Origin of the sequence: Arthrobacter sp. NPDC080073 (assembly GCF_040686575.1) — a bacterium.
Taxonomy (GTDB): Bacteria; Actinomycetota; Actinomycetes; order Actinomycetales; family Micrococcaceae; genus Arthrobacter.
Map to the genome: position 1 here is coordinate 64,343 of NZ_JBFBKR010000008.1, position 19,097 is coordinate 83,439.

General features: G+C 65.1%; 15 protein-coding genes and 1 riboswitch. Of the genes, 13 read left to right on the plus strand and 2 right to left on the minus strand.

Annotation, left to right across the window (positions count from 1 at the left end; genetic code table 11):
• Nucleotides 1-470: 470 nt before the first annotated feature.
• On the minus strand, nucleotides 471-1,322 hold the full coding sequence (locus AB0O52_RS11290; RefSeq protein WP_364537553.1) for a hypothetical protein: 852 nt from the start codon (nucleotides 1,320-1,322) through the stop codon (nucleotides 471-473).
• Nucleotides 1,323-1,560: 238 nt separating this feature from the next.
• On the opposite strand from AB0O52_RS11290, the gene AB0O52_RS11295 reads away from it, so the two are divergent.
• The 13 genes from AB0O52_RS11295 (at nucleotide 1,561) to AB0O52_RS11355 (ending at nucleotide 18,480) form a co-directional block, all read left to right on the plus strand.
• Nucleotides 1,561-2,301, plus strand: coding sequence for a response regulator transcription factor (locus AB0O52_RS11295; RefSeq protein WP_364537555.1), 741 nt, complete (start codon nucleotides 1,561-1,563; stop codon nucleotides 2,299-2,301).
• A gap of 12 nt (nucleotides 2,302-2,313) precedes the next feature.
• A complete protein-coding gene (locus tag AB0O52_RS11300; RefSeq protein ID WP_364537557.1) occupies nucleotides 2,314-3,792 on the plus strand; it encodes a HAMP domain-containing sensor histidine kinase in 1,479 nt (492 codons plus the stop codon).
• A gap of 141 nt (nucleotides 3,793-3,933) precedes the next feature.
• A riboswitch (cyclic di-AMP (ydaO/yuaA leader) is annotated at nucleotides 3,934-4,130 on the plus strand.
• 2 nt (nucleotides 4,131-4,132) lie between these two features.
• On the plus strand, nucleotides 4,133-4,876 hold the full coding sequence (locus AB0O52_RS11305; protein WP_364537559.1) for a hypothetical protein: 744 nt from the start codon (nucleotides 4,133-4,135) through the stop codon (nucleotides 4,874-4,876).
• Nucleotides 4,877-5,038: 162 nt separating this feature from the next.
• Complete coding sequence (locus tag AB0O52_RS11310) at nucleotides 5,039-6,409, plus strand: glycosyltransferase (protein ID WP_364537561.1); 1,371 nt, start codon at nucleotides 5,039-5,041, stop codon at nucleotides 6,407-6,409.
• Nucleotides 6,406-8,451, plus strand: a complete 2,046-nt coding sequence (locus AB0O52_RS11315) for a glycosyltransferase family 39 protein (protein WP_364537563.1) — start codon at nucleotides 6,406-6,408, stop codon at nucleotides 8,449-8,451. Before AB0O52_RS11310 ends, AB0O52_RS11315 begins: the two co-directional genes overlap by 4 nt.
• 6 nt (nucleotides 8,452-8,457) lie before the next feature.
• The gene (locus AB0O52_RS11320; protein ID WP_364537565.1) at nucleotides 8,458-10,557 is read left to right on the plus strand and encodes a glycosyltransferase family 39 protein; all 2,100 of its coding nucleotides are present in this window, start codon (nucleotides 8,458-8,460) and stop codon (nucleotides 10,555-10,557) included.
• Between the two features lie 123 nt (nucleotides 10,558-10,680).
• Nucleotides 10,681-12,213, plus strand: coding sequence for a sodium:solute symporter family protein (locus AB0O52_RS11325; RefSeq protein ID WP_364537567.1), 1,533 nt, complete (start codon nucleotides 10,681-10,683; stop codon nucleotides 12,211-12,213).
• Nucleotides 12,210-13,475, plus strand: coding sequence for an AGE family epimerase/isomerase (locus tag AB0O52_RS11330; RefSeq protein WP_364537571.1), 1,266 nt, complete (start codon nucleotides 12,210-12,212; stop codon nucleotides 13,473-13,475). Before AB0O52_RS11325 ends, AB0O52_RS11330 begins: the two co-directional genes overlap by 4 nt.
• Nucleotides 13,472-14,221: a 6-phosphogluconolactonase gene (locus tag AB0O52_RS11335; protein ID WP_364537573.1), complete on the plus strand. Its 750-nt coding sequence runs from the start codon at nucleotides 13,472-13,474 to the stop codon at nucleotides 14,219-14,221. Before AB0O52_RS11330 ends, AB0O52_RS11335 begins: the two co-directional genes overlap by 4 nt.
• On the plus strand, nucleotides 14,218-14,982 hold the full coding sequence (locus tag AB0O52_RS11340) for a sugar isomerase domain-containing protein (protein ID WP_364537575.1): 765 nt from the start codon (nucleotides 14,218-14,220) through the stop codon (nucleotides 14,980-14,982). Before AB0O52_RS11335 ends, AB0O52_RS11340 begins: the two co-directional genes overlap by 4 nt.
• Nucleotides 14,979-16,142 carry an amidohydrolase family protein gene (locus tag AB0O52_RS11345; RefSeq protein WP_364537577.1) on the plus strand — a complete coding sequence of 388 codons (1,164 nt, stop codon included), beginning with the start codon at nucleotides 14,979-14,981 and terminating at the stop codon, nucleotides 16,140-16,142. The genes AB0O52_RS11340 and AB0O52_RS11345 overlap by 4 nt, the downstream gene beginning before the upstream one ends.
• Nucleotides 16,139-17,416: a neutral/alkaline non-lysosomal ceramidase N-terminal domain-containing protein gene (locus tag AB0O52_RS11350; protein ID WP_364537579.1), complete on the plus strand. Its 1,278-nt coding sequence runs from the start codon at nucleotides 16,139-16,141 to the stop codon at nucleotides 17,414-17,416. The genes AB0O52_RS11345 and AB0O52_RS11350 overlap by 4 nt, the downstream gene beginning before the upstream one ends.
• Nucleotides 17,413-18,480: a LacI family DNA-binding transcriptional regulator gene (locus AB0O52_RS11355; RefSeq protein WP_364537581.1), complete on the plus strand. Its 1,068-nt coding sequence runs from the start codon at nucleotides 17,413-17,415 to the stop codon at nucleotides 18,478-18,480. Before AB0O52_RS11350 ends, AB0O52_RS11355 begins: the two co-directional genes overlap by 4 nt.
• Here AB0O52_RS11355 and AB0O52_RS11360 read toward each other — a convergent pair.
• Nucleotides 18,415-19,092, minus strand: a complete 678-nt coding sequence (locus AB0O52_RS11360; RefSeq protein WP_364537583.1) for an HAD-IA family hydrolase — start codon at nucleotides 19,090-19,092, stop codon at nucleotides 18,415-18,417. The genes AB0O52_RS11355 and AB0O52_RS11360 overlap by 66 nt on opposite strands.
• Nucleotides 19,093-19,097: the final 5 nt, after the last annotated feature.

Below are 19,097 nucleotides of genomic sequence, written 5' to 3' on the forward strand. Positions count from 1 at the left end.
TGCAGATGCTGTTGAGTTCTTGTTCACATTTGAAGTGTGCAACGTAACAAAGGGAACTTGCAAGTAACAAAGGACCGGACCGTCCACATTTTGAGACGAATCGGACTATTGTGCCGCACATCACAATTCAGACATGTCCAAATGTGACCCATTCTCGTTCGTCACACTGGCCATTACGAGCGCAATATTCGAATCGTGTTTGATGAAATGCCCCTTTTCTGAATCTTAAGTCACGTCACGCGCTTGCCTTTGAATCTCGAGATATGAAACAACCCTTGTCCAATCGTGAGTCTGCGTCTCATGGAAATTTTTTGCCAAATCGTCTGCTAAGGCCTCGTTGCAGTGGAAGCGCGGACGCGCCGTCGTGACCTTCTTTGAATCCGGAAAGCGCTTGCGACACGGCGAGTCACGTCATTCCGGGGCCAAAGCGCGGCAAAGAAGGTCACGACCGAGGCAAGCGGCACCCATCGCTAGTTGGTAGTGCCGGTTCCTTGGGTACTTGAGGTGGTGGCCGTCACGATCTGGATGGACTGGGCCGTGTACTTGTCGGATTCCTTGAGCGAAGTGACCCTCACGCTGGATCCGGACTTCACATCGGCGAGCGTCAGGGTGGTGCCGGTGGTTCCGCTTCCGCGCTGCCGCATGCCTTCCGCTACCACGACGTCCGTTCCAAGCGCATAGGTTTTAGTGAACCCGTCCTCGCTCTTGACGGTCATGGAGCTCGCCGAGATGTCGGTGACCGTTCCCAGCTGGCCCGCCATGGTGGCGTAGCTGCCGTTTTGGAGGACCACATATTCCGAGTGGATCGCAGCATTCAGTCCGCCCATTCCCACCCCGAGGCCGCCCGGACCTACGTTCGCGCCGCCTGGACCGCCGAATCCGCCCTGGCCGTTCTGCGCGGCACCCGGCCCCTGCGCGCTGCTGGTGTCAGCCGCCACGGTCCCGTTGCCCGCGGCGTAGGCACCGGCCCCTGCCGCCGCAGCGACCACGACCGTTACGCCGCCGACAATGAGCCCCTTCTTCAAGTTCCAATTCTTGAAAAACGAGGGGCGCGGTTGTCCGGAGTTGTATTGCTGCGGGGCACCCCACCCGGCAGCGGGCTGCTGGCTCGCCGGCGGATGCGGGGCACCCCACCCTGCACCCCACCCCGCAGCGGGCTGCTGGCTCGCCGGCGGATGCGGTGCACCCCACCCGGCACCCCACCCCGCGGCAGGTTCCCCGGCTAAGGGCTGCCCGGAATCATCAAGGGGGCGGATCACCGGCTGCGGGTGCCCGTTCTCCGGCTCGGAACCAGGTACGGAGGGGTTGTTTTGCTGATCCATGGTGTTCTCCATCGAAATCGGGACTGTTTGCTCGTGGTTGTGCTTGTCCCAAACAGCGTCAGCCGCTTTGCTGTGCATTGGCTGTGCCGAACTGCAGGCTTGCCTGTGACCTCCCGCAGTGCGGGTCGGATGCTCCCCGAACCGGCTCAACCTCTGGACAGGTGGCTAGGCTGGGACTCACAGGGTGCTCACAGCAACGGCAAAGCACTGGCAAACCGGCAGATTGGAGAGTTGTCCTATGGCATCCTCGCACTCCATGACCAACAACCTTCCGCAGCTCAGCCACCCGGACGGTTCCCCCATCCGTGCCCTTGTGGTGGACGACGAACCCAGCCTCGCCGAGCTCATGAGCATGGGCCTGCGCATGGCGGGTTGGTCGGTGGCGGTGGCAGGCGACGGTCCCGCCGCAGTAAAGCTCGCCAAGGACTTCCGGCCGGATGTCCTGGTACTGGATGTGATGCTTCCGGGGTTCGACGGCGTGGAGCTGCTGGGCAGGATCCGCGCCTTTGCGCCTGAGGTGCCTGCGCTCTTCCTCACCGCGAAGGATGACGTGCAGGACCGGATCGTCGGCTTGGCCGCCGGTGGCGACGACTATGTCACCAAGCCCTTCAGCATGGAGGAAGTCCTGCTGCGGCTGCACCGGCTGGTCCAGCGCTCGGGAGTGGCCGCCATGGACACGGCGGAACTGGTGGTGGGTGACTTGACCCTGAACGTGGACACCCGTGAAGTTACCCGCGCCGGCGAAGACATCCCGCTCACGGCAACCCAGTTCGAGCTCCTGCGCTACCTCATGGAAAATCCCAAGCGCGTGGTCAGCAAGGCCCAGATCCTGGACCGCGTGTGGGACTACGACTTCGGCGGGCAAGCCAACATCGTAGAGCTTTACATCTCATACCTGCGCAAGAAGATCGAGGCCAACCACCCGCCCATGATCCACACGGTGCGTGGAGCAGGCTACGTCATCAAGCCCGCCGAATAGCCGGGGCTCCGAATGTCCGCACTCTCCGGTATCCCCCGCCAGACCGACCACAGCTGGTTCAATCCTTCAACCTGGCACTTGCGCACGCGCTTGATCCTTCTCTCGATGGCACTCCTCGTGGCCATCTGCGGTGCCGTCGGGGTGGTCAGCTACGCCTCCATGGATGTGTTCCTCACGAAGCAGCTGGACCAGCAATTGATGCAGGCCTCCCATGGCCGCCCGCCGCAAGGCAATCCTGGCGGCCGTCCGGATCCCTTGGATCCCCGGGGCCAGAGCATCGGCACGCTGAATGCCCGCATTCTTGCCGGTCGGGTGAGCAGCGATGCAGGATTCTTGTCCTCCGACGCCACCCGTGCTCCGTTGTCGCCCGGCGACGCTCAAATCCTCTCGGCGCTCCCCCCCGATGGCCGCCCGGTTGATCGCACCCTGTCCAATGGCGGCTACCGGCTCGTGGCCACCGAAACCCCTTACGGCGATGTTGTCATCACGGGGCTGCCACTCGCCTCGAAGCAGGACACCGAGGCCTCGCTCGTCTGGACCATGGTGCTCGTGTCCTTGGGCGGCCTGGTCCTGATCGGACTGGCCGGAACCGTGCTCATTCGCCGCACCATGCGCCCCCTGGAGCAGCTCTCCGACGTCGCTACGAAGGTATCGAAACTTCCGCTCGACGCCGGTGAGGTGGCACTCGCGGTGCGCGTTCCGGCGTCGGCGGCCCATCCGAGCACGGAAGTGGGAAGCGTCGGCCATGCTTTGAACCTGATGCTGGACAATGTTTCCAGAGCCCTCGAGGCGCGCCAGCAAAGCGAAACAAAGGTGCGCCAGTTCGTGGCCGACGCCTCACACGAACTACGCACTCCGCTGACCGCCATCCGCGGCTATACCGAGCTCTTGCGCATGACGGAGACGTTCACCGAGGACGGTCGCAAGTCACTGGCCCGTGTGCAGAGCCAGTCAGAACGCATGACCACCCTCGTGGAGGACCTCCTCCTGCTGGCCCGGCTGGACGAAGGGAAGGCCCCGGAGTTCACCGATGTGGACCTCACGCAGTTGGTGATCGAGACCGTCAGCGACGAGAAAGTCATGGCCCCGGATCACATCTGGCAGCTCAAGCTCCCGGACGAGCCCCTCATGGTCCGTGGCGACACCACTCAACTCCATCAGGTTTTGGCGAATCTGCTCTCCAATGCCCGCAAGCACACGGAGGCGGGAACCACCGTGGTCACGGGCGTCATGCGTTCGGCCGACGGCAGCGCCGTGGTGACGGTGACCGACAACGGGCCGGGCATCCCGCCTGAATTCCAGGGCAGGATCTTCTCCCGCTTTGCCCGTGCCGACGCCGCCCGCTCGGGTTCCGAGGGCACGTCCGGGCTCGGCTTGTCGATTGTGGAATCCATTGTCCAAGCGCATGGTGGAACCGTCGAAGTGGCATCGCGGGCCGGCCGAACGGAATTTGCGGTGCGGCTTCCGGCGCTCAGGACCGCCACGGCCTGAACGGCCACCCAGGAGGGCGCGACGCCGGTGCGCGGCGAGCGCAAGTCGACGCACCGGCGCCGTGATCTCCGTTACCTAAATGTGACTTGAGCTGAATCCTCCTGTACCGTCGAATAGGTGCGCTGGATAATTCCGGCCACCGCCGGGTAGGCGCCGAGCTCTGCCCCTCCCCGGTGCCCAACAGTCCAGGCAGAGACGGGGGACCCAGGTCTCCGGGCAAGCGCTCATGTTGAGCCAGCCCTAGGGGTGAAGCCGTACCGCCACGATTCCCTGTGGCCACGGCCGGATGACCTCATCCGAATCCGACAGCTAACTCCGCAGGCGTCGAGAGGCAATCACCATGTCTGATTCCAGGAATCAGTCGCGCTCTGTTGCGCGCCACCGCGGCGAACCAGCCCGGAGAAACAAGTCACGTTCCACCTTGAGGCGAGCCGCCTCGAACCTTGGCACCGGCCAGCGCATGGCAGTTGTTGCCGGCGTCGTTGCCGTGTTCCTTGGCGCAGGTGCCGCCACACAGGCCGCCGGACAAGCCATTAATGCCCATGACATGAGCCGTACGTCCGAATCCCGCACGACGGATCACGCAGCCACGCCGTCGGCGAGTGCGAGCACGAGCGCTAGCCCCAAGCCGAGCGCCACGCCGACGCCGAGCCAGGCACCCGCCCCCGCTCCGGCCGCCGTCGCGCCCCAGGCCGCCGCACCGGCCGCACCCGTGGCACCGCCTGCCCCCGTTGCGCCCCCTGCTCCCGCGGCCCCGGCCGCGCCCGTCGCCGTCGATGATCCCTCCGGCGCCCAGGCTTATGCCGCAAGCATCCTGCCCTCGTACGGTTGGGGCCAGGGCGAAATGTCAGCCCTGATCACCCTGTGGAACAAGGAATCGGATTGGCGCACTACTGCCACCAACGCCTCCAGCGGCGCCTACGGGATCGGGCAATCTCTGCCGGGCGACAAAATGGCATCAGAAGGCGCCGACTGGCAGACCAACTACCAGACGCAGATCCGCTGGGGCCTGAACTACATCAAGGAACGCTACGGATCGCCGTCCGCGGCGTGGTCCTTCCACTTGGCCCACAACTGGTACTAAGCCAAAGCCACGCAAAAATATGTTGAGGTCCGTCCCCTTCAGGGGGGCGGACCCCTGCGTTTTTCGTCGAGGCCGGGCGATTCGCCACGCCGGTCATACATCCACAGCCACGTCACAGGTTCCGCCTAAAGCCCTCATATTCTGCAACGGCACTCTGGATACATGACGCTCATCGAATCCACCTCCGGAACCCTGAAGGACCCCGCGGTGGTGCCGCCGGGCCTCCCACTCCAAGCCAACACCCCGCTTAAACGCAGCACGGTGCGGCGCGCCCCCGTGGACACCCACACCGCCATCCCCGTCCTCGATGTCACCATCCCCGTCTTCAACGAGGAACGCGACCTCGAAGAGTGCCTGCGCAGGCTGCACGGCCATTTGCGCGAATCCTTCCCGCATGGCTTCCGCATCACCGTGGCGGACAACGCGAGCACGGACAGCACCTTGAAAATCGCCGAACGTGTGGCCAGGGAACTGCCTGAGCTCGCGGTTGTCCATCTTGAGGAGAAGGGACGCGGCAACGCTCTGCGCAAGGTGTGGCTCGCGTCGCCGTCGCCGGTTCTGGCTTACATGGACGTGGATCTGTCCACGGATCTCGCCGCACTGGCTCCCCTTTTGGCCCCGCTGATCTCCGGCCATTCGGATCTCGCCATTGGAACACGGCTGACCCGCAATTCCAGGGTTGTCCGCGGCCCCAAGCGCGAGTTCATTTCGCGCAGCTACAACCTGATGCTGCACTCGTTCATGGGCGCCCGCTTCAGCGATGCCCAATGCGGCTTCAAAGCGATCCGGGCCGACGTTGCGCAGCAGATCCTCCCCCACACCTTGGACAACTCGTGGTTCTTCGACACTGAACTCCTGGTCCTCGCCGAACGCTGCGGCCTCCGGGTCCACGAGGTTCCGGTTGACTGGATCGACGATCCCAATTCAAGCGTTGACTTGGTGCGCACCGCCTTGGCCGACATCCGCGGCATGGTCCGGCTCACCCGGGATCTCGTCTCGGGACGCATCCCCATTCCGGAGCTGCGCGCAGCGCTTGCACGCGGGCCGCTCCCGGCGTCGTCCCGCACCGCCGAGCAGAGCCCGCGCAGCAGCCTTTTCGGGCAACTGGTCCGGTTCGCCGCAATCGGCGCTGCGTCCACCCTCGCCTATGTGCTCATCTTCTTGTTCTGCCGCGGCTTCATGGACCCGCAGCTGGCCAACTTCCTGGCGCTGCTCGTCACGGCCATCGCCAACACCGGAGCCAACCGGCGCTTCACCTTCGGCATCCAAGGCGGGAACCCCGTACGGCACCACTTCGAGGGTTTGATCGTCTTCGGGATCGGCCTCGCGCTCACCTCCGGGGCACTCGCCTTGGTGCACAGTACGACGACGCCGGACCGGTGGGGCGAGCTCCTCACCGTCGTTGCGGCGAACCTCGCCGCCACCGCGGTCCGCTTCCTCTTGTTCCGGCTTTGGGTCTTCCGACAGCCTGCCGCGCAGGCGACTGCACCCGCCACACAAGCCACATCGCGCACAGAAACGGCAGCATCATGACTTCCACGATTACCCCCGCAAGCACAGGACCGGCCGGATCCGGCTCACCCGCCGCCGTCGGAACTACCCAGTCACCGCAGGGCGGTCACTCGACAGGCCCGACAACCCCCGATGCCACGCCCCGCTGGACGCGATACGCCTTCGGCCGGCAGCCCCGCTGGGTGCGGCCGTCCGCCGCCGGGCTCCTCGTAGCCACGGCCTTCCTGTATCTCTGGAACCTCGCAGCCACTGGCTACGGAAACTCCTTCTACGCCGCCGCCATCCAGGCCGGCACCAAGGACTGGACGGCGTTCCTGTTCGGTTCGCTCGACGCCGGCAATGCCATCACCGTGGACAAGCCGCCGGCCTCCTTGTGGATCCCGGCCTTGGCGGGCCGGATCTTCGGCTTCTCGCCCCTGAGCATGCTGGTCCCCGAGGCGCTCATGGGCGTGGCCGCCGTCGGTCTCCTCTATCTGACGGTCAAGCGGGTCTCCGGACCGGGCGCGGGCTTGTTGGCCGGTGGTGCCTTAGCACTGACCCCGGTGGCCGCGCTCATGTTCCGCTTCAACAACCCCGACGCCATGCTGACCCTGTGCCTGGTGCTCGCGGCATACTTTACTACCCGTGCAATCGAACGCGCTGGCTGGAAGTGGCTCGCCGCGGCCGGCGCCGTGGTGGGCCTCGCGTTCCTGAGCAAAATGCTGCAGGGTTTCCTGATTGTTCCGGGCCTGGGACTCGCGTACCTCTGGGCCGCACCTACCCCGTTGCGGCGGAGGCTCCTGCACCTGCTCGGCGCATTGGCAGGTATCGCTGTAGTGGCAGGCAGCTATGTGGCTCTCTTCCAGCTGACTCCGGCTTCGGCGCGGCCCTACATGGCAGGTTCGCAAACCAACAGCTTCCTCGAGCTGACCTTCGGCTACAACGGGCTGTCCCGCATCACCGGTTCGGGCGAAGGGACGCCCGGCGGAGGCGGCGCTGGAGCGCCCGCGGGCGGTTTGGGTGCGTTCGGCGGTGGTGGCGGCAACGCCGGCTTCGGTGGAGCTGCCGGGATCGCCCGCATGTTTGGTACGAGCTTCGGTGGTGAGGTCTCCTGGCTTCTTCCTGCGGCGCTCATTCTGCTGGCAGCCGGCCTATGGTTCACCCGCCGGGAAGCGCGAGCCTCCCGCACCCGCGCCGCGCTCATCCTCTGGGGTGGCTGGCTTCTGGTCACGGCCGGGGTCTTCAGCTTCATGAGCGGCATCGTCCACCCCTATTACGCGGTAGCGCTCGCACCGGCAATCGCAGCGTTGGTGGGCATCGGCAGCGTTGAGCTGTGGCGTGGCCGCCGGTACTGGCCGGCCAGGATCGTCCTGGCAGTGGTAATCCTCGGTAGTTCGGCTTGGTCTGCAGTTCTCCTGGGCCGCGACGCCTCGTGGCTTCCCTGGTTGCGCATCGTGATCGTCGTCCTGGGTGTGGTGGCTGCCGCGGCAATCCTGCTCCGCCTCGACTCGCTCAAGCCGGCCGGCCGGTTCCGGAACGCGACGGCCGCAGCCGTCGTCGTTTCCCTCCTGGCCGGCGGCCTGGGAACCGCGGCGTGGACGCTCGCGACGGCGGCAACCGCGCACTCCGGTTCCATCCCGACGTCGGGACCAGCCGGCTCCGCCATGGGTGGCTTCGGAAACCGCGCCGGAGGGTTCGGCGCAGCTGGTGGCGCGGGCCAGGCCGGAGGGCCGGGTTCGGAGGGAACGGCCGACGCCGGACTGACCGCGCTGCTGACGTCCACCACCACGAAGTGGTCGGCGATCGTCTCCGGCGCCAGCCAGGCTGCAAGCCTTGAGCTTGCCACCAACACCAACGTGATCGCGCTCGGTGGCTGGAACGGTGGCGATCCCTACCCCACGCTGGCACAATTCCAGGACATGGTGGCCAAGGGACAGATCGGTTACTACATCGCAGGAGGCGGCATGGGCGGCGGCGGCGGATTCAGAGGCCAAGGCGGCAATTCCGAGGTAGCCTCCTGGGTACAGGCCAACTTCCAAGCCCAGACCGTGGGCAGCTCCACGGTCTACAAGCTGACAAAGTAGATTCCGATGACCGCTTCCTATTCCACGGACACCGCTTCCAAACCAGCGCAGCCGGTCCCGCCGTCGCGTTTGGTGGAGCCGGTCCCGCCCGGCCTGACGCAAAAACCCCGCCGCAACAGTGACCGGCATGCCCTGCGACACCGCGTGGAGCTCGGCATTGTCCTGCTCGCAACGGCGGTCCTGTATCTCTGGAACCTCGGCGCCTCCGGTTGGGCCAACCCGTTCTATTCCGCCGCGGCGCAGGCCGGTTCGCAGAATTGGGCCGCGTGGTTCTTCGGATCCTCCGACGCCGCCAACTCCATCACGGTGGACAAGCCGCCGGCGTCGCTCTGGATCATGGGCCTCTCGGTACGGATCTTCGGGCTGAACTCCTGGAGCATCCTGGTTCCCGAGGCACTCATGGGCGTTGCCACGGCATGGCTGCTGTATCTTGCGGTCCGGCGGGCCGCAACCCCCGCCACCGGCGACCCGCGGCTCGCGCACCGGGCAGGGTTGCTGGCCGCCGTCGTCATGGCCATCACCCCGGTAGCCACCCTCATGTTCCGGTTCAATAACCCGGACGCCCTGCTGGTGCTGCTCATGACGGCCGCCGGCTACGCCACGCTGCGGTCCATCCAGGACAACAAGCTGCGCTGGCTCCTGCTGGCCGGGGTGCTCCTTGGCTTCGGCTTTCTCACCAAGCAACTCCAGGTCCTGCTGGTGGTTCCTGGATTCGCGGTGGCGTACCTGGTTGCCGCGCCGGGCGGAGTGGGGCGTCGCCTCCTTCGGCTGCTTGGCGCTGGGGCAGCCATGGTGGTCTCGGCGGGCTGGTGGCTCGCCGTCGTCGAACTCGTTCCGGTGAACATGCGGCCGTACATCGGCGGCTCCCAGAACAACTCCATCCTGGAACTGACGCTCGGTTACAACGGCCTGGGCCGGCTCAGCGGACAGGAAACCGGCAGCGTCGGGGGCGGCAACGGTTGGGGAGTTCCGGGGCTGTTCCGGATGTTCAACAGCGAGTTCGGCGGCCAGATCGCATGGTTGTTGCCGTCGGTGGTGGTCCTCGGGGCCGGGCTGCTGTGGCTGGGCCGCCGGGCCCCGCGCAACGATGGCGTCCGTGCCTCGGTGATCGTGTGGGGCTCGTGGGTGATTGTCACCGGGCTGGTGTTCAGCTTCATGGCCGGCATCATCCACCCCTACTACGCAGTAGCCCTGGCCCCGGGCATCGCCGGGCTTGCCGGCGTGGGCGGAGCGCTCTTGTGGCAACACCGCGCGCAGCTCGTCGCCGCGGTAGCGCTCGCCGCGGCCGTGTCCGCAGCGGGATTCGTCGCCTTCGATCTCCTGGGCAGCACCACCGCGTATGGTCCGTGGCTGCGCTGGGCAGTGCTGTTGGGCGCCCTGGCAGCCGCGGCCGGGCTGATGCTCGCGGGACGCTTCCCGTCCCGCATCCTTCAGCGCACGATCCTTCAGCGCACGACGGCGGTGCTCGCCCTCGCGGCCTCCCTCGCCGGCCCGCTGGCGTACTCGATCTCAACCGCCTCCCTAACGCATAGCGGCGCAATACCCAGTGCCGGTCCCACGACGACGTTCGGCGGCTTCGGCTTCGGCGGCCGGGGCGGCTTCGGACAAGCTGGCCTTGGCCAGAACAACAGCCAGAACAACGGCCAAAACACAGGCCAGAACAACGGCCAGAACACTCCCCCGCAAGCCCTCCAGAGGCCGGGCATCCAGGGCGGTGGCTTTGGCGCGAACCGGCAAGGCGGTGGGATGGGCGGCCTGCTCGGCGCCACCACGCCGTCGTCGGAAATGGTTGCCGCACTGAAAACCGGCGCCTCGAACTACACTTGGGCGGCCGCCGTCGTGGGTTCCAACAACGCCGCCGGCTACCAGCTGGCCACCGAACTGCCGGTCATGGCGGTGGGTGGCTTCAACGGCACCGACCCGTCCCCGACGCTCGAACAGTTCCAGCAGTTCGTGGCACAAGGCAAGATCCACTACTTCATCGCCGGCGGGACCATGCAGGCGAACAGCGGATCGGAAGCTCCTGCCCGGATCGCGCAATGGGTGGCTGCGAACTTCCCGGCCCAGACCATTGGCGGGACCACGGTGTACGCACTGGCTGGCTGAGTGGGCTGAGGAAGTCCTCAGGAGAAATCTTTCCAAAAGACTCTTGTTTTGCAAACGTTTGCAGAGAAAAGTGGACGCCACTGCAGATCCATTTCCAAGCTTGCGTTGCATCAAGGAGGATGTATGTATTTCGCCGACTGGCTCGTTTTAGGGGCCTACTTCGTAGTCATGATAGGTATCGGCTGGTGGGCCAAGAGCCGAGTGAAAAACGCCGCCGACTTCTTCACAGCCGGTGGGAAGATGCCGTGGTGGCTGGCGGGGATTTCCCACCACATGTCCGGCTATTCGGCAGCTGTCTTCGTGGCCTACGCCGCCATCGCCTACACCACCGGTTTCGCGCTGTATGTCTGGTGGTCGCTCACGATCACCATCGCCTGCCTCATCGGCGCTGCCTTTTTCGCCCCGCGCTGGCCGCGCCTGAGGCAGCGTCTGGGAATCATCTCCCCGCTCGAATACCTGGCCACGCGCTACAACCTGCCCGCCCAGCAAGTACTGGCTTGGTCCGGTGCCGCATTGAAAGTCTTCGATGTTGCGGCCAAGTGGGCTGCCAGTGCGATCCTCCTGAACGTGTTCGCCGGGGTTCCGATCGCCGTTGGGATCCTGATTGTCGGCGGGGTCACCCTCATCTATTCGACCATCGGCGGCTTGTGGGCGGACGCATTGACCGACATGGGCCAATTCATCATCCAGTCCGTCGCGGGCATTGCAATGCTCATCTTCGCCGTGGCCAAGCTTGGGGGCGTTTCCTCTATTGCGGGCATCTGGTCCCGGTTGCCGGCCTCCCACTCGCAGCCGTTCGCCGGCGATTACACCATCGGATTCTTCCTCGCTTACTGCCTGATCAGCACTATTTCCTACAACGGAGGAACCTGGAACCTGGCTCAACGCTTCATTGCCGCACCGTCCGGCTCAGCGGCCCGCAAATCGGTCCTGCTTTCGGGCGCGCTCTATCTCGTGTGGCCGCTCGTGCTCTTCTTCCCCATGTGGGCCGCGCCGCTCATCCTGCCCAATCTGACGCACCCGGATCAGGCGTATGCGCTCCTGACCCAGCAGCTGCTGCCGGCCGGCCTGGTTGGCTTGGTGGTCGCGGGAATGTTCTCTCACACCATGGCTATGACCTCTTCGGACGCCAACGCTATTTCCGCCGTCGTCATCCGGGACATCATCCCTGCGTTGCGCGGTTCCCGGCAGCCCCTGACATCGCGTGCCGAACTACTGGGTGGCCGGATTTCCACGTTCCTCTTCATCGGTTTGTCCATGGTCATTGCCCTGAGCGCGGATTCCTTCGGCGGCGTCCTGGGCCTGATAATCCTCTGGTTCGGGGCCTTGGTGGGGCCGATCGCCGTTCCCATGCTGCTGGGGATGTTGCGCCCGTTCCGGCGCTGCGGCCCATCGGCAGCCTTGTTCTCCTGGGCCACCGGTTTGCTCGTTTTCGCACTTGCAAAATACGCCTTGGCCGCTCCCATCGCGAGCCTGGGCACGGCCAGTGCGCAGACTATCAACGTGGCTGCCCCGGTGGTCGCCTCCGCGATCGTGTATTGCGTCTTCGGCTGGCTGCGCCCTTGGCACAACGAAGCTTCCGACGCCCTTGTCGAGTCCCTTGACCGTGACCATGAGCCGGCTACATCGATTCCAGTTGAAAGCGCCGTAGCATGAGCGCAACCGGATCCGAAATACGGGATCAGCTGCTCAAGGGCGTCCTCCCTTGGTGGCTCGAGAACGGAGTCGACAGGAAAGACGGCGGCGTTTTCACTTGCTTTTCCAACTCAGGGCGATTGCTTTCGAACGAAAAATATACGTGGTCCCAAGGCCGCTGGGCTTGGCTCTGCTCAAGGATTGCGCTGGACAGCGAGGCCGGAATCATCGCGGAAAATCCTCAGTTGTGGGCCACTCTGTCGATTGAAACCGCCAGGTTCATCCAAGCCCACGCCATCATGGACGGCAATGTCACGGCATACCGCACGTCGGCTGAAGGGCAGGCGCTGCCGTCCGGGCCGCAAGGGGAGATCGCGGTGAGCGTACTGGCTGACCTCTTTGCGGCCTTGGGCCTTGCGGGTGCAGCCCGGCTCCCCCAAGCCGCAGGCCGGGAACGTGAAGAGTGGCTGCAATCAGCCCATGCACTTCTCGCCCACGCCGAAGAAAGGATCGAGGCGCGGAGCGCTCCGTCCGAGCCATACCCCGTCCGGGCCGGGTTCAAGGACGCGGCCGGGCTGATGCTGCTGCTGCATGTGGGCGCCCAGCTCCATTTGGCCAGCGGCTCTGCTGAAAGCGCCGACACAGCCGGAGCGGCGCTTTCCCAGCTGCTCGGCGACGGAAACGCGGAAGGCATGTGGAAGGCCGACTCCTGGTGGGAATACCGGCCGGACAGCACCGGTGACCTGGACACGCTCCTGGCCCGCCATCGAACCCCCGGTCATCTGCTGGAGATGCTCTGGATGGTCATGGAGGCCGTCGAGATCATGCCTGACCTGGCACCTCGCCTTCCGGACTGGCTACCGGACCTTGCCGTCCGGGCCCTGGAAGACGGCTGGGACGACCAGCACGGCGGCATGTTCCGATACGTCGACAGCACCGGAGCAGAACCCCGGGGGAGGCTCCTTGGCAACGATCCCTACGAAACCCTCGTGACCCAGACGTGGGACACCAAGCTGTGGTGGGTCCAGGTTGAGGCCCTCTACGCGAGCAGGCTGCTCGCCGAACGTTTCGGGCGTCCCGATCTCCTGGACTGGCATGAGCGAATCTGGTCCTACACCCTCGACACATTTCCCGACCCGTCCGGCCAGGAGTGGCTGCAAATACGCGACCGCGAGGGGAAACCCCTCGACAAAGTGGTGGCGCTGCCGGTCAAGGACCCCTTCCATATAGCCCGATCACTTCTCCTCACTACTGAACTAGAAACCCGAAGGACGCACACGTGACAGCACTGACTACTTACAGCCCTGCCGTTTCCACCCACCCGGACCGGGCCGCCCTGGGCAAACACGCCGGGAAGCATGCAGCGGAAACGCTACGCAGGGCGCTGCGGAATCAGCAGGAAGTCCGGCTGATGCTCGCAGCAGCTCCCAGCCAGGAGGCAACGCTGCAGGCGCTCGTCCAGGAACCCGGCATCGATTGGGCCCGCATAACCTGTTTCCATATGGATGATTACCTCGCGCTCGAGGCGGACGCACCCCAGGGATTCGGAAACTGGCTGCAACGCAAATTCTTCAACCACCTTCCACCGACCACCTTTCACCGCATCAACCCGGGGAACCCAGCCGAAGAGGAAGCGCAGCGCTACGGCACGCTGATGGGCGAGGATCCCTTTGACCTCGTCCTGCTCGGATTGGGAGTCAACGGACATCTTGCCTTCAACGATCCTCCGGCCGACCTCGCTGACCCGCTGCCCGCCCGCGTCATCGACCTGGACGAAGTAAGCCGCCAGCAACAGGTGGACGAAGGGCATTTCGCGAGTGTCGACGACGTTCCCCAGCGCGCCATCACCGTCTCCATTCCGCGGTTGTTGCACGCTTCCGAAATCATCGCTTCCGTGCCCGGCCGTGCCAAAAGGGCGGCCGTCCACAACACGTTGAGCCAGCCGATCAGTGGAGACCATCCCGGTACTGCGTTGCGCACGCACCCCAACGTCACCATCTACCTCGACGCCGAATCCGATCCGCGATGAACGCCAGTGAACAGCTCGCGCAGGACTACCTCGGAAAAATCACCGGGCTCCTTGAGCGCATCCGCCTGGAAGAGGCCGAAAACATCAGCATTGCCGCAGACATTCTTGCGGCCCAGGTGACCAAGGACGAACTGGTACACATCTACGGCCCCGGCGGCCATTCGAACCTGGCAAGCCAGGAAGTGTTCTTCCGGGCAGGCGGACTCATGCACGTCTCGGCCATTTTGGACGAAGGCACCCTGCTCTCTAGCGGCGCCCTCCGCTCAATGGCCATGGAACGGACTCCGGGTTACGGCCGGATTGTCATCCAGGATGCCGGCATCGGAGCAGGGGACGTCCTCATCCTGGTCAACGCGTACGGCATCAATAGCGCCCTCATCGACGCGGCCCTGACTGCACGTGAACTTTCGGTCAGGACCATCGGGGTTTCATCGCGGGAGCACGCAGAGGAAACAGCCAGTGACCATCCCGCACGCCATCCGCAAAAGCTGAATCTGCACGATGTGGTTGACCATCACATCGACACGAAGGTTCCGGTCGGAGACGCCGTCATGAAGGTCCCCGGGGCAAAGGAGAAAACGGCCGCTGTGTCCACCTTCGCCAACGCTTTCACCCTGAACTGGCTCATGATGTCCACCATCAGCAAGCTGAACGACATCGGGATTGAGCCGCCATTGTGGAGATCAGGAAACGCCGCCGGCGGGGACGAGGCCAACCAGCAATTCATTTCACGTTTCAAAGGACGGGTACGCAAGCTGTGACACACCCCAAAACGATTGTGGGCAAAGACCCCCACCGGGGGATCAACATAGAAGTCGCCTACGACACGACCATCCTGTCGTTGCGGGAGATAGATTCTGGCCAGGCGCTGACTGTCATAGCACCGGGATTCATCGATGGCCAGGTCAACGGCTACGGCGGACTAGACGTCAACGCCGCTGACATCACGCCGCAAGCGGTCATCAACATGACTGCGGAGCTGGCGAAGCTGGGCGTCACGACCTGGGTGCCAACCATCGTGACAGCATCGGAAGAGGCAATCACCGGCGCGCTCGAACAGATCAAACGGGCCTGTGAAATTGATCCAGTCACCAGGGCAGCCATCCCCTGCGTCCACATCGAAGGCCCCTTCATCTCGGAGCAGGACGGTCCCCGGGGCGTCCACGACGCCGGCTTCGTTCGCCCCTTGGACGTCCAGGAGGTCCGGCGCTGGCTTCGCGCAAGCGGAATGGTCGGCATCGTCACCGTCTCTCCGCATACGCCCGACGCGCCGGCCCAAATCGCCCAAATCCGCGAACTGGGCGTCCAAGTGGCCATCGGACACACGCACGCGAGTCCCGAACAAATCACGGCCGCCATCACCGCGGGCGCCGGCCTGGCCACCCATCTGGGCAACGGCATCGCCACTACCCTGCCCAGGCACCCCAATGCCCTGTGGACTCAACTCGCTGACGACCGGCTCACGGCAGGACTCATAGCGGACGGCCACCACTTGCCCAGCGATACGCTGAAAGTCATGATCAGGGCCAAGACCCCCGAACGCGCATATCTGGTGTCGGACAGCACAGCGCTCGCCGGTGGCGAGCCTGGCCTCCACCGTACTTCCGTGGGCGGCCTGGTGGATCTTTCCCCTGGCGGGAGGCTCTCGCATGTCGGCACGGATCTGCTCGCAGGGGCCGCCGCTACGCTGCCGGACGGTTTCCGCAACGTGATCCGCGACGTCGGACTGGAGCTTCCGGAAGCCCTCAAAATGGTGACGTCCACTCCCGCCCGGGTGATCCCGGGCACCCGACCGGGGCTCGGCCACCTCCAAGTCGGTTCCCCGGCGGATTTCGTCCAGATCACCGGGGACGGACCCGAAGCAGGGACCATTACCGCGGTGATCCAAGGCGGTCGAAAGGTATCGGGCGAACCGGAATGACTACCAGCCATCCAGGCCCGGCAGCCCTGCGCGTGGGCGCCGCCGTCGTCGAGATTTCCCCGCCCCCAGGTACGCGAATGGCCGGATTCGCAGCAAGGACGGAACCGAGCACCGGCGTCCACGACCCCCTGACCGTCCGGGCGCTGGCCGTCGATGACACGTGCTGGATCACTGTGGATGTGTGCGGCCTCCACGAAGACACCTGCACACGCATCGCAGGGAGCTTGCCCCTTCTGCCGGAACATGTCGCAATCACGGCCACGCATACGCATGCAGGTCCGTGCGTCGTGCCGGGCCGGCTGGGGGGCCATGACCCGCGGCTCCTGGAGGAAATCGTCCTGGCTTGCCGCGAGGCCACGGCGGATGCGGTGACCTCCCAGCGGCCTGCGACCCTGCAGTACGGCGAATCGCGCGGAGTGGACGTTGCCAGGAACCGACGCCATCCCGAACGCGCCGTTGATCCGCCAGTCCAGGTCGCCACCTTCCGCGACGCAAGCGGAGAAGTGGTTGCCTGGATCGTTCTCTATCCCTGCCACCCTGTGGTCCTGGGGCCGGAAAACCGGCTCATCAGCGGCGACTATCCGGCGTTCACCAGGAGGGTCCTGGAGGAACGTTCCCCCGGCTCAGTGGCCCTTTTCCTGCCCGGGACCGCCGGGGACATCAACTCAGGCCATCCCGCCGACGCGTCGTACACGCTCTCCGGCTCAGCCGGCAGGACGATGGAGCAAGCGCGCAAGATCGGAGAACATGTGGCCGCATCCGTGTTGGGGACCCGCCTCCTGCCCGTCCCCGATTCTGCGAAGACCTCCGCCGCACGGAGGACCGTCAGCGTCGCCATGAATCCGCGAGATGCCGTTTCCCCCGCGGAGTTGAGCCGGCGGTGGGAGGCCGAAGCGGTGTCGGCCGATCTAGGCCGAAGATCCCTTCTCAACGCGTGGAAGCAGTGGGCCATGGACCGCCGTCCCGAAGAAGAAATGTCCTGGGAGGCGCCAGTGAGTGTCTTCAACTGGGAGGGCCTGACCCTCGTAGGATTACCGGGAGAACCGTTCCTGGCCACAGCGGAAGCCATCGCCTCCGCGGTCAAGGGGCCGGTACTCGTCACGGGCTACACCAACGGGTGTCCAGGGTACTTTCCGGCCGCCGATGAATATGACTTCGGAGGATACGAAGTGGAGGACGCGCACCGCTACTACGGCATGCCGGCCCCTTTCGCGCCCGGAAGTGCCGAAGCGCTGATCCAGACCGCGTTGGAACTCGTGGGTGGACTCCAATGACAGGCCGTCCAACCATCACGCAATTGGCGGCCGAACTCGGCGTCGCCCCCTCAACGGTGTCGAGGGCCTTTACCCGGCCAAACCTCCTCAAACCGGAGACCGTGGCACTCGTACAAAAGGCAGCCGAAGCCGCCGGCTACGTACCGAACCATCACGCACGCGCCCTCTCGACCGGACGCGCCGGCGCGATCGGACTCATCGTGCCGGACATCGCCAACCCGTTCTTCCCTCCGCTGGTCCGGGCGGCTCAAAACTACGCGAGCGATCTCGGACTGTCGGTATTTTTGGCGGACACGGATGAAGATGCCAATCGGGAAGACCGTCTCATCTCACGGATGGCGCCCCAGGTTGAAGGGCTGATCGTGGTTTCATCCCGGCTCCCTTCGGCCCGCATCCGGCAAATCGCCGACTCCCAGCGCGTGGCCTTCATCAACCGCGATGTTGCGGAGACGTACCGGGTGCTGCTGGACACCTCTGCGGCCATTCGCTCCGCACTGACGCACTTGTCCGAGCTCGGCCACCGTCGCGTCGCCTACGTCGGTGGTCCACCGCAATCATGGGCAAACAAGCAGCGTCACTCGGCTGTGGACAACTTCTCGAAGGTCAATGCGCTCGAGGTCACGCACTTCAGTGCGGATCCCGGCACCTACGACGCCGCGAAAGGGCTCGCCGATTCGGTGGCGGCGTCCGGCGTCACCGCTGTCATTGCTTTTGACGACGTCATCGCGCACGGCTTGATGGGCGGATTCGCCGCCGCGGGCGTGGACGTCCCGAAGGACTTGAGCGTCATCGGATGCGACGACACGCTTGCGACCACAACTTTTCCTGCCCTTTCCACGATCGCGGTCAATGTCGGTGCCGCAGCCCGGCGCGCCGTGGCGGCCCTCTCCGAAAACCCCGGCTCAACCAGCCTGACCGGCGCGAGGATCATCTTCGAGGGAACCCTCGTCCTGAGGGGAACAACCGGGGCGGTCCGGCCTGCATCCAGCCCACTAACGCTAGAACCGGAGCTCGATCACCCGGCGGCCCGAGGCGTCCAGACTGGCCCTCGCAGTGACAGCTGAGTAATCCGCGATCTGCCACAGCCCATCCGCCGCCTCGCCGCCGGCGTCGCCCACCACCACGGTCCGCATGCCAGCCGCGCGGGCGGAAGCGATGCCCGCGGGAGCATCCTCGAAGACGACGACGTCGGCCGGCTCGGCACCCAGCAGCGCGGCTGCCGCGAGATAGCCTTCCGGGTCAGGCTTGCCGCGGGTCACGGCCTCAGACGTGACAGTGGTCGCAGGCATCTCAAGTCCGGCTGCCTGCATGCGCACCGCGGCGAGGATCCGATCGGCCGAGGTGACCATCGCGACGGCGTCGGCAGGCAAGGACCGCAGCAGCTCCGCGGCTCCCGGCAACGCCACGATCCCGTCCGTCCGGATCCTCTCCATCTGGCCGAGTTCCTCCGCGAGCGCGTCGATGTCGGCTCCGGCAGGGGCGAAGCGACGCACGGTGTCCTTGGCCTGGACCCCGTGTGACGTCCGCAGGATCTCCTCGATATCCAGTCCATACCGGCCGGCGAATTCGCTCCACACTTGCTCCACGATCGCGGTGGAATCCACCAGGGTGCCGTCCATATCGAAGAGGACAGCCCGGACGGTTAGGGTTTTCACGGCTTCAGCAGGCAGGTTCATGCATC

Bases quoted from the DNA above. Each gene is read 5' to 3' on its own strand.
- AB0O52_RS11290 (WP_364537553.1), bottom strand. From the start codon at position 1,322: ATGGATCAGCAAAACAACCCCTCCGTACCTGGTTCCGAGCCGGAGAAC.
- AB0O52_RS11295 (WP_364537555.1), top strand. From the start codon at position 1,561: ATGGCATCCTCGCACTCCATGACCAACAACCTTCCGCAGCTCAGCCAC.
- AB0O52_RS11300 (WP_364537557.1), top strand. From the start codon at position 2,314: ATGTCCGCACTCTCCGGTATCCCCCGCCAGACCGACCACAGCTGGTTC.
- AB0O52_RS11305 (WP_364537559.1), top strand. From the start codon at position 4,133: ATGTCTGATTCCAGGAATCAGTCGCGCTCTGTTGCGCGCCACCGCGGC.
- AB0O52_RS11310 (WP_364537561.1), top strand. From the start codon at position 5,039: ATGACGCTCATCGAATCCACCTCCGGAACCCTGAAGGACCCCGCGGTG.
- AB0O52_RS11315 (WP_364537563.1), top strand. From the start codon at position 6,406: ATGACTTCCACGATTACCCCCGCAAGCACAGGACCGGCCGGATCCGGC.
- AB0O52_RS11320 (WP_364537565.1), top strand. From the start codon at position 8,458: ATGACCGCTTCCTATTCCACGGACACCGCTTCCAAACCAGCGCAGCCG.
- AB0O52_RS11325 (WP_364537567.1), top strand. From the start codon at position 10,681: ATGTATTTCGCCGACTGGCTCGTTTTAGGGGCCTACTTCGTAGTCATG.
- AB0O52_RS11330 (WP_364537571.1), top strand. From the start codon at position 12,210: ATGAGCGCAACCGGATCCGAAATACGGGATCAGCTGCTCAAGGGCGTC.
- AB0O52_RS11340 (WP_364537575.1), top strand. From the start codon at position 14,218: ATGAACGCCAGTGAACAGCTCGCGCAGGACTACCTCGGAAAAATCACC.
- AB0O52_RS11350 (WP_364537579.1), top strand. From the start codon at position 16,139: ATGACTACCAGCCATCCAGGCCCGGCAGCCCTGCGCGTGGGCGCCGCC.
- AB0O52_RS11355 (WP_364537581.1), top strand. From the start codon at position 17,413: ATGACAGGCCGTCCAACCATCACGCAATTGGCGGCCGAACTCGGCGTC.
- AB0O52_RS11360 (WP_364537583.1), bottom strand. From the start codon at position 19,092: ATGAACCTGCCTGCTGAAGCCGTGAAAACCCTAACCGTCCGGGCTGTC.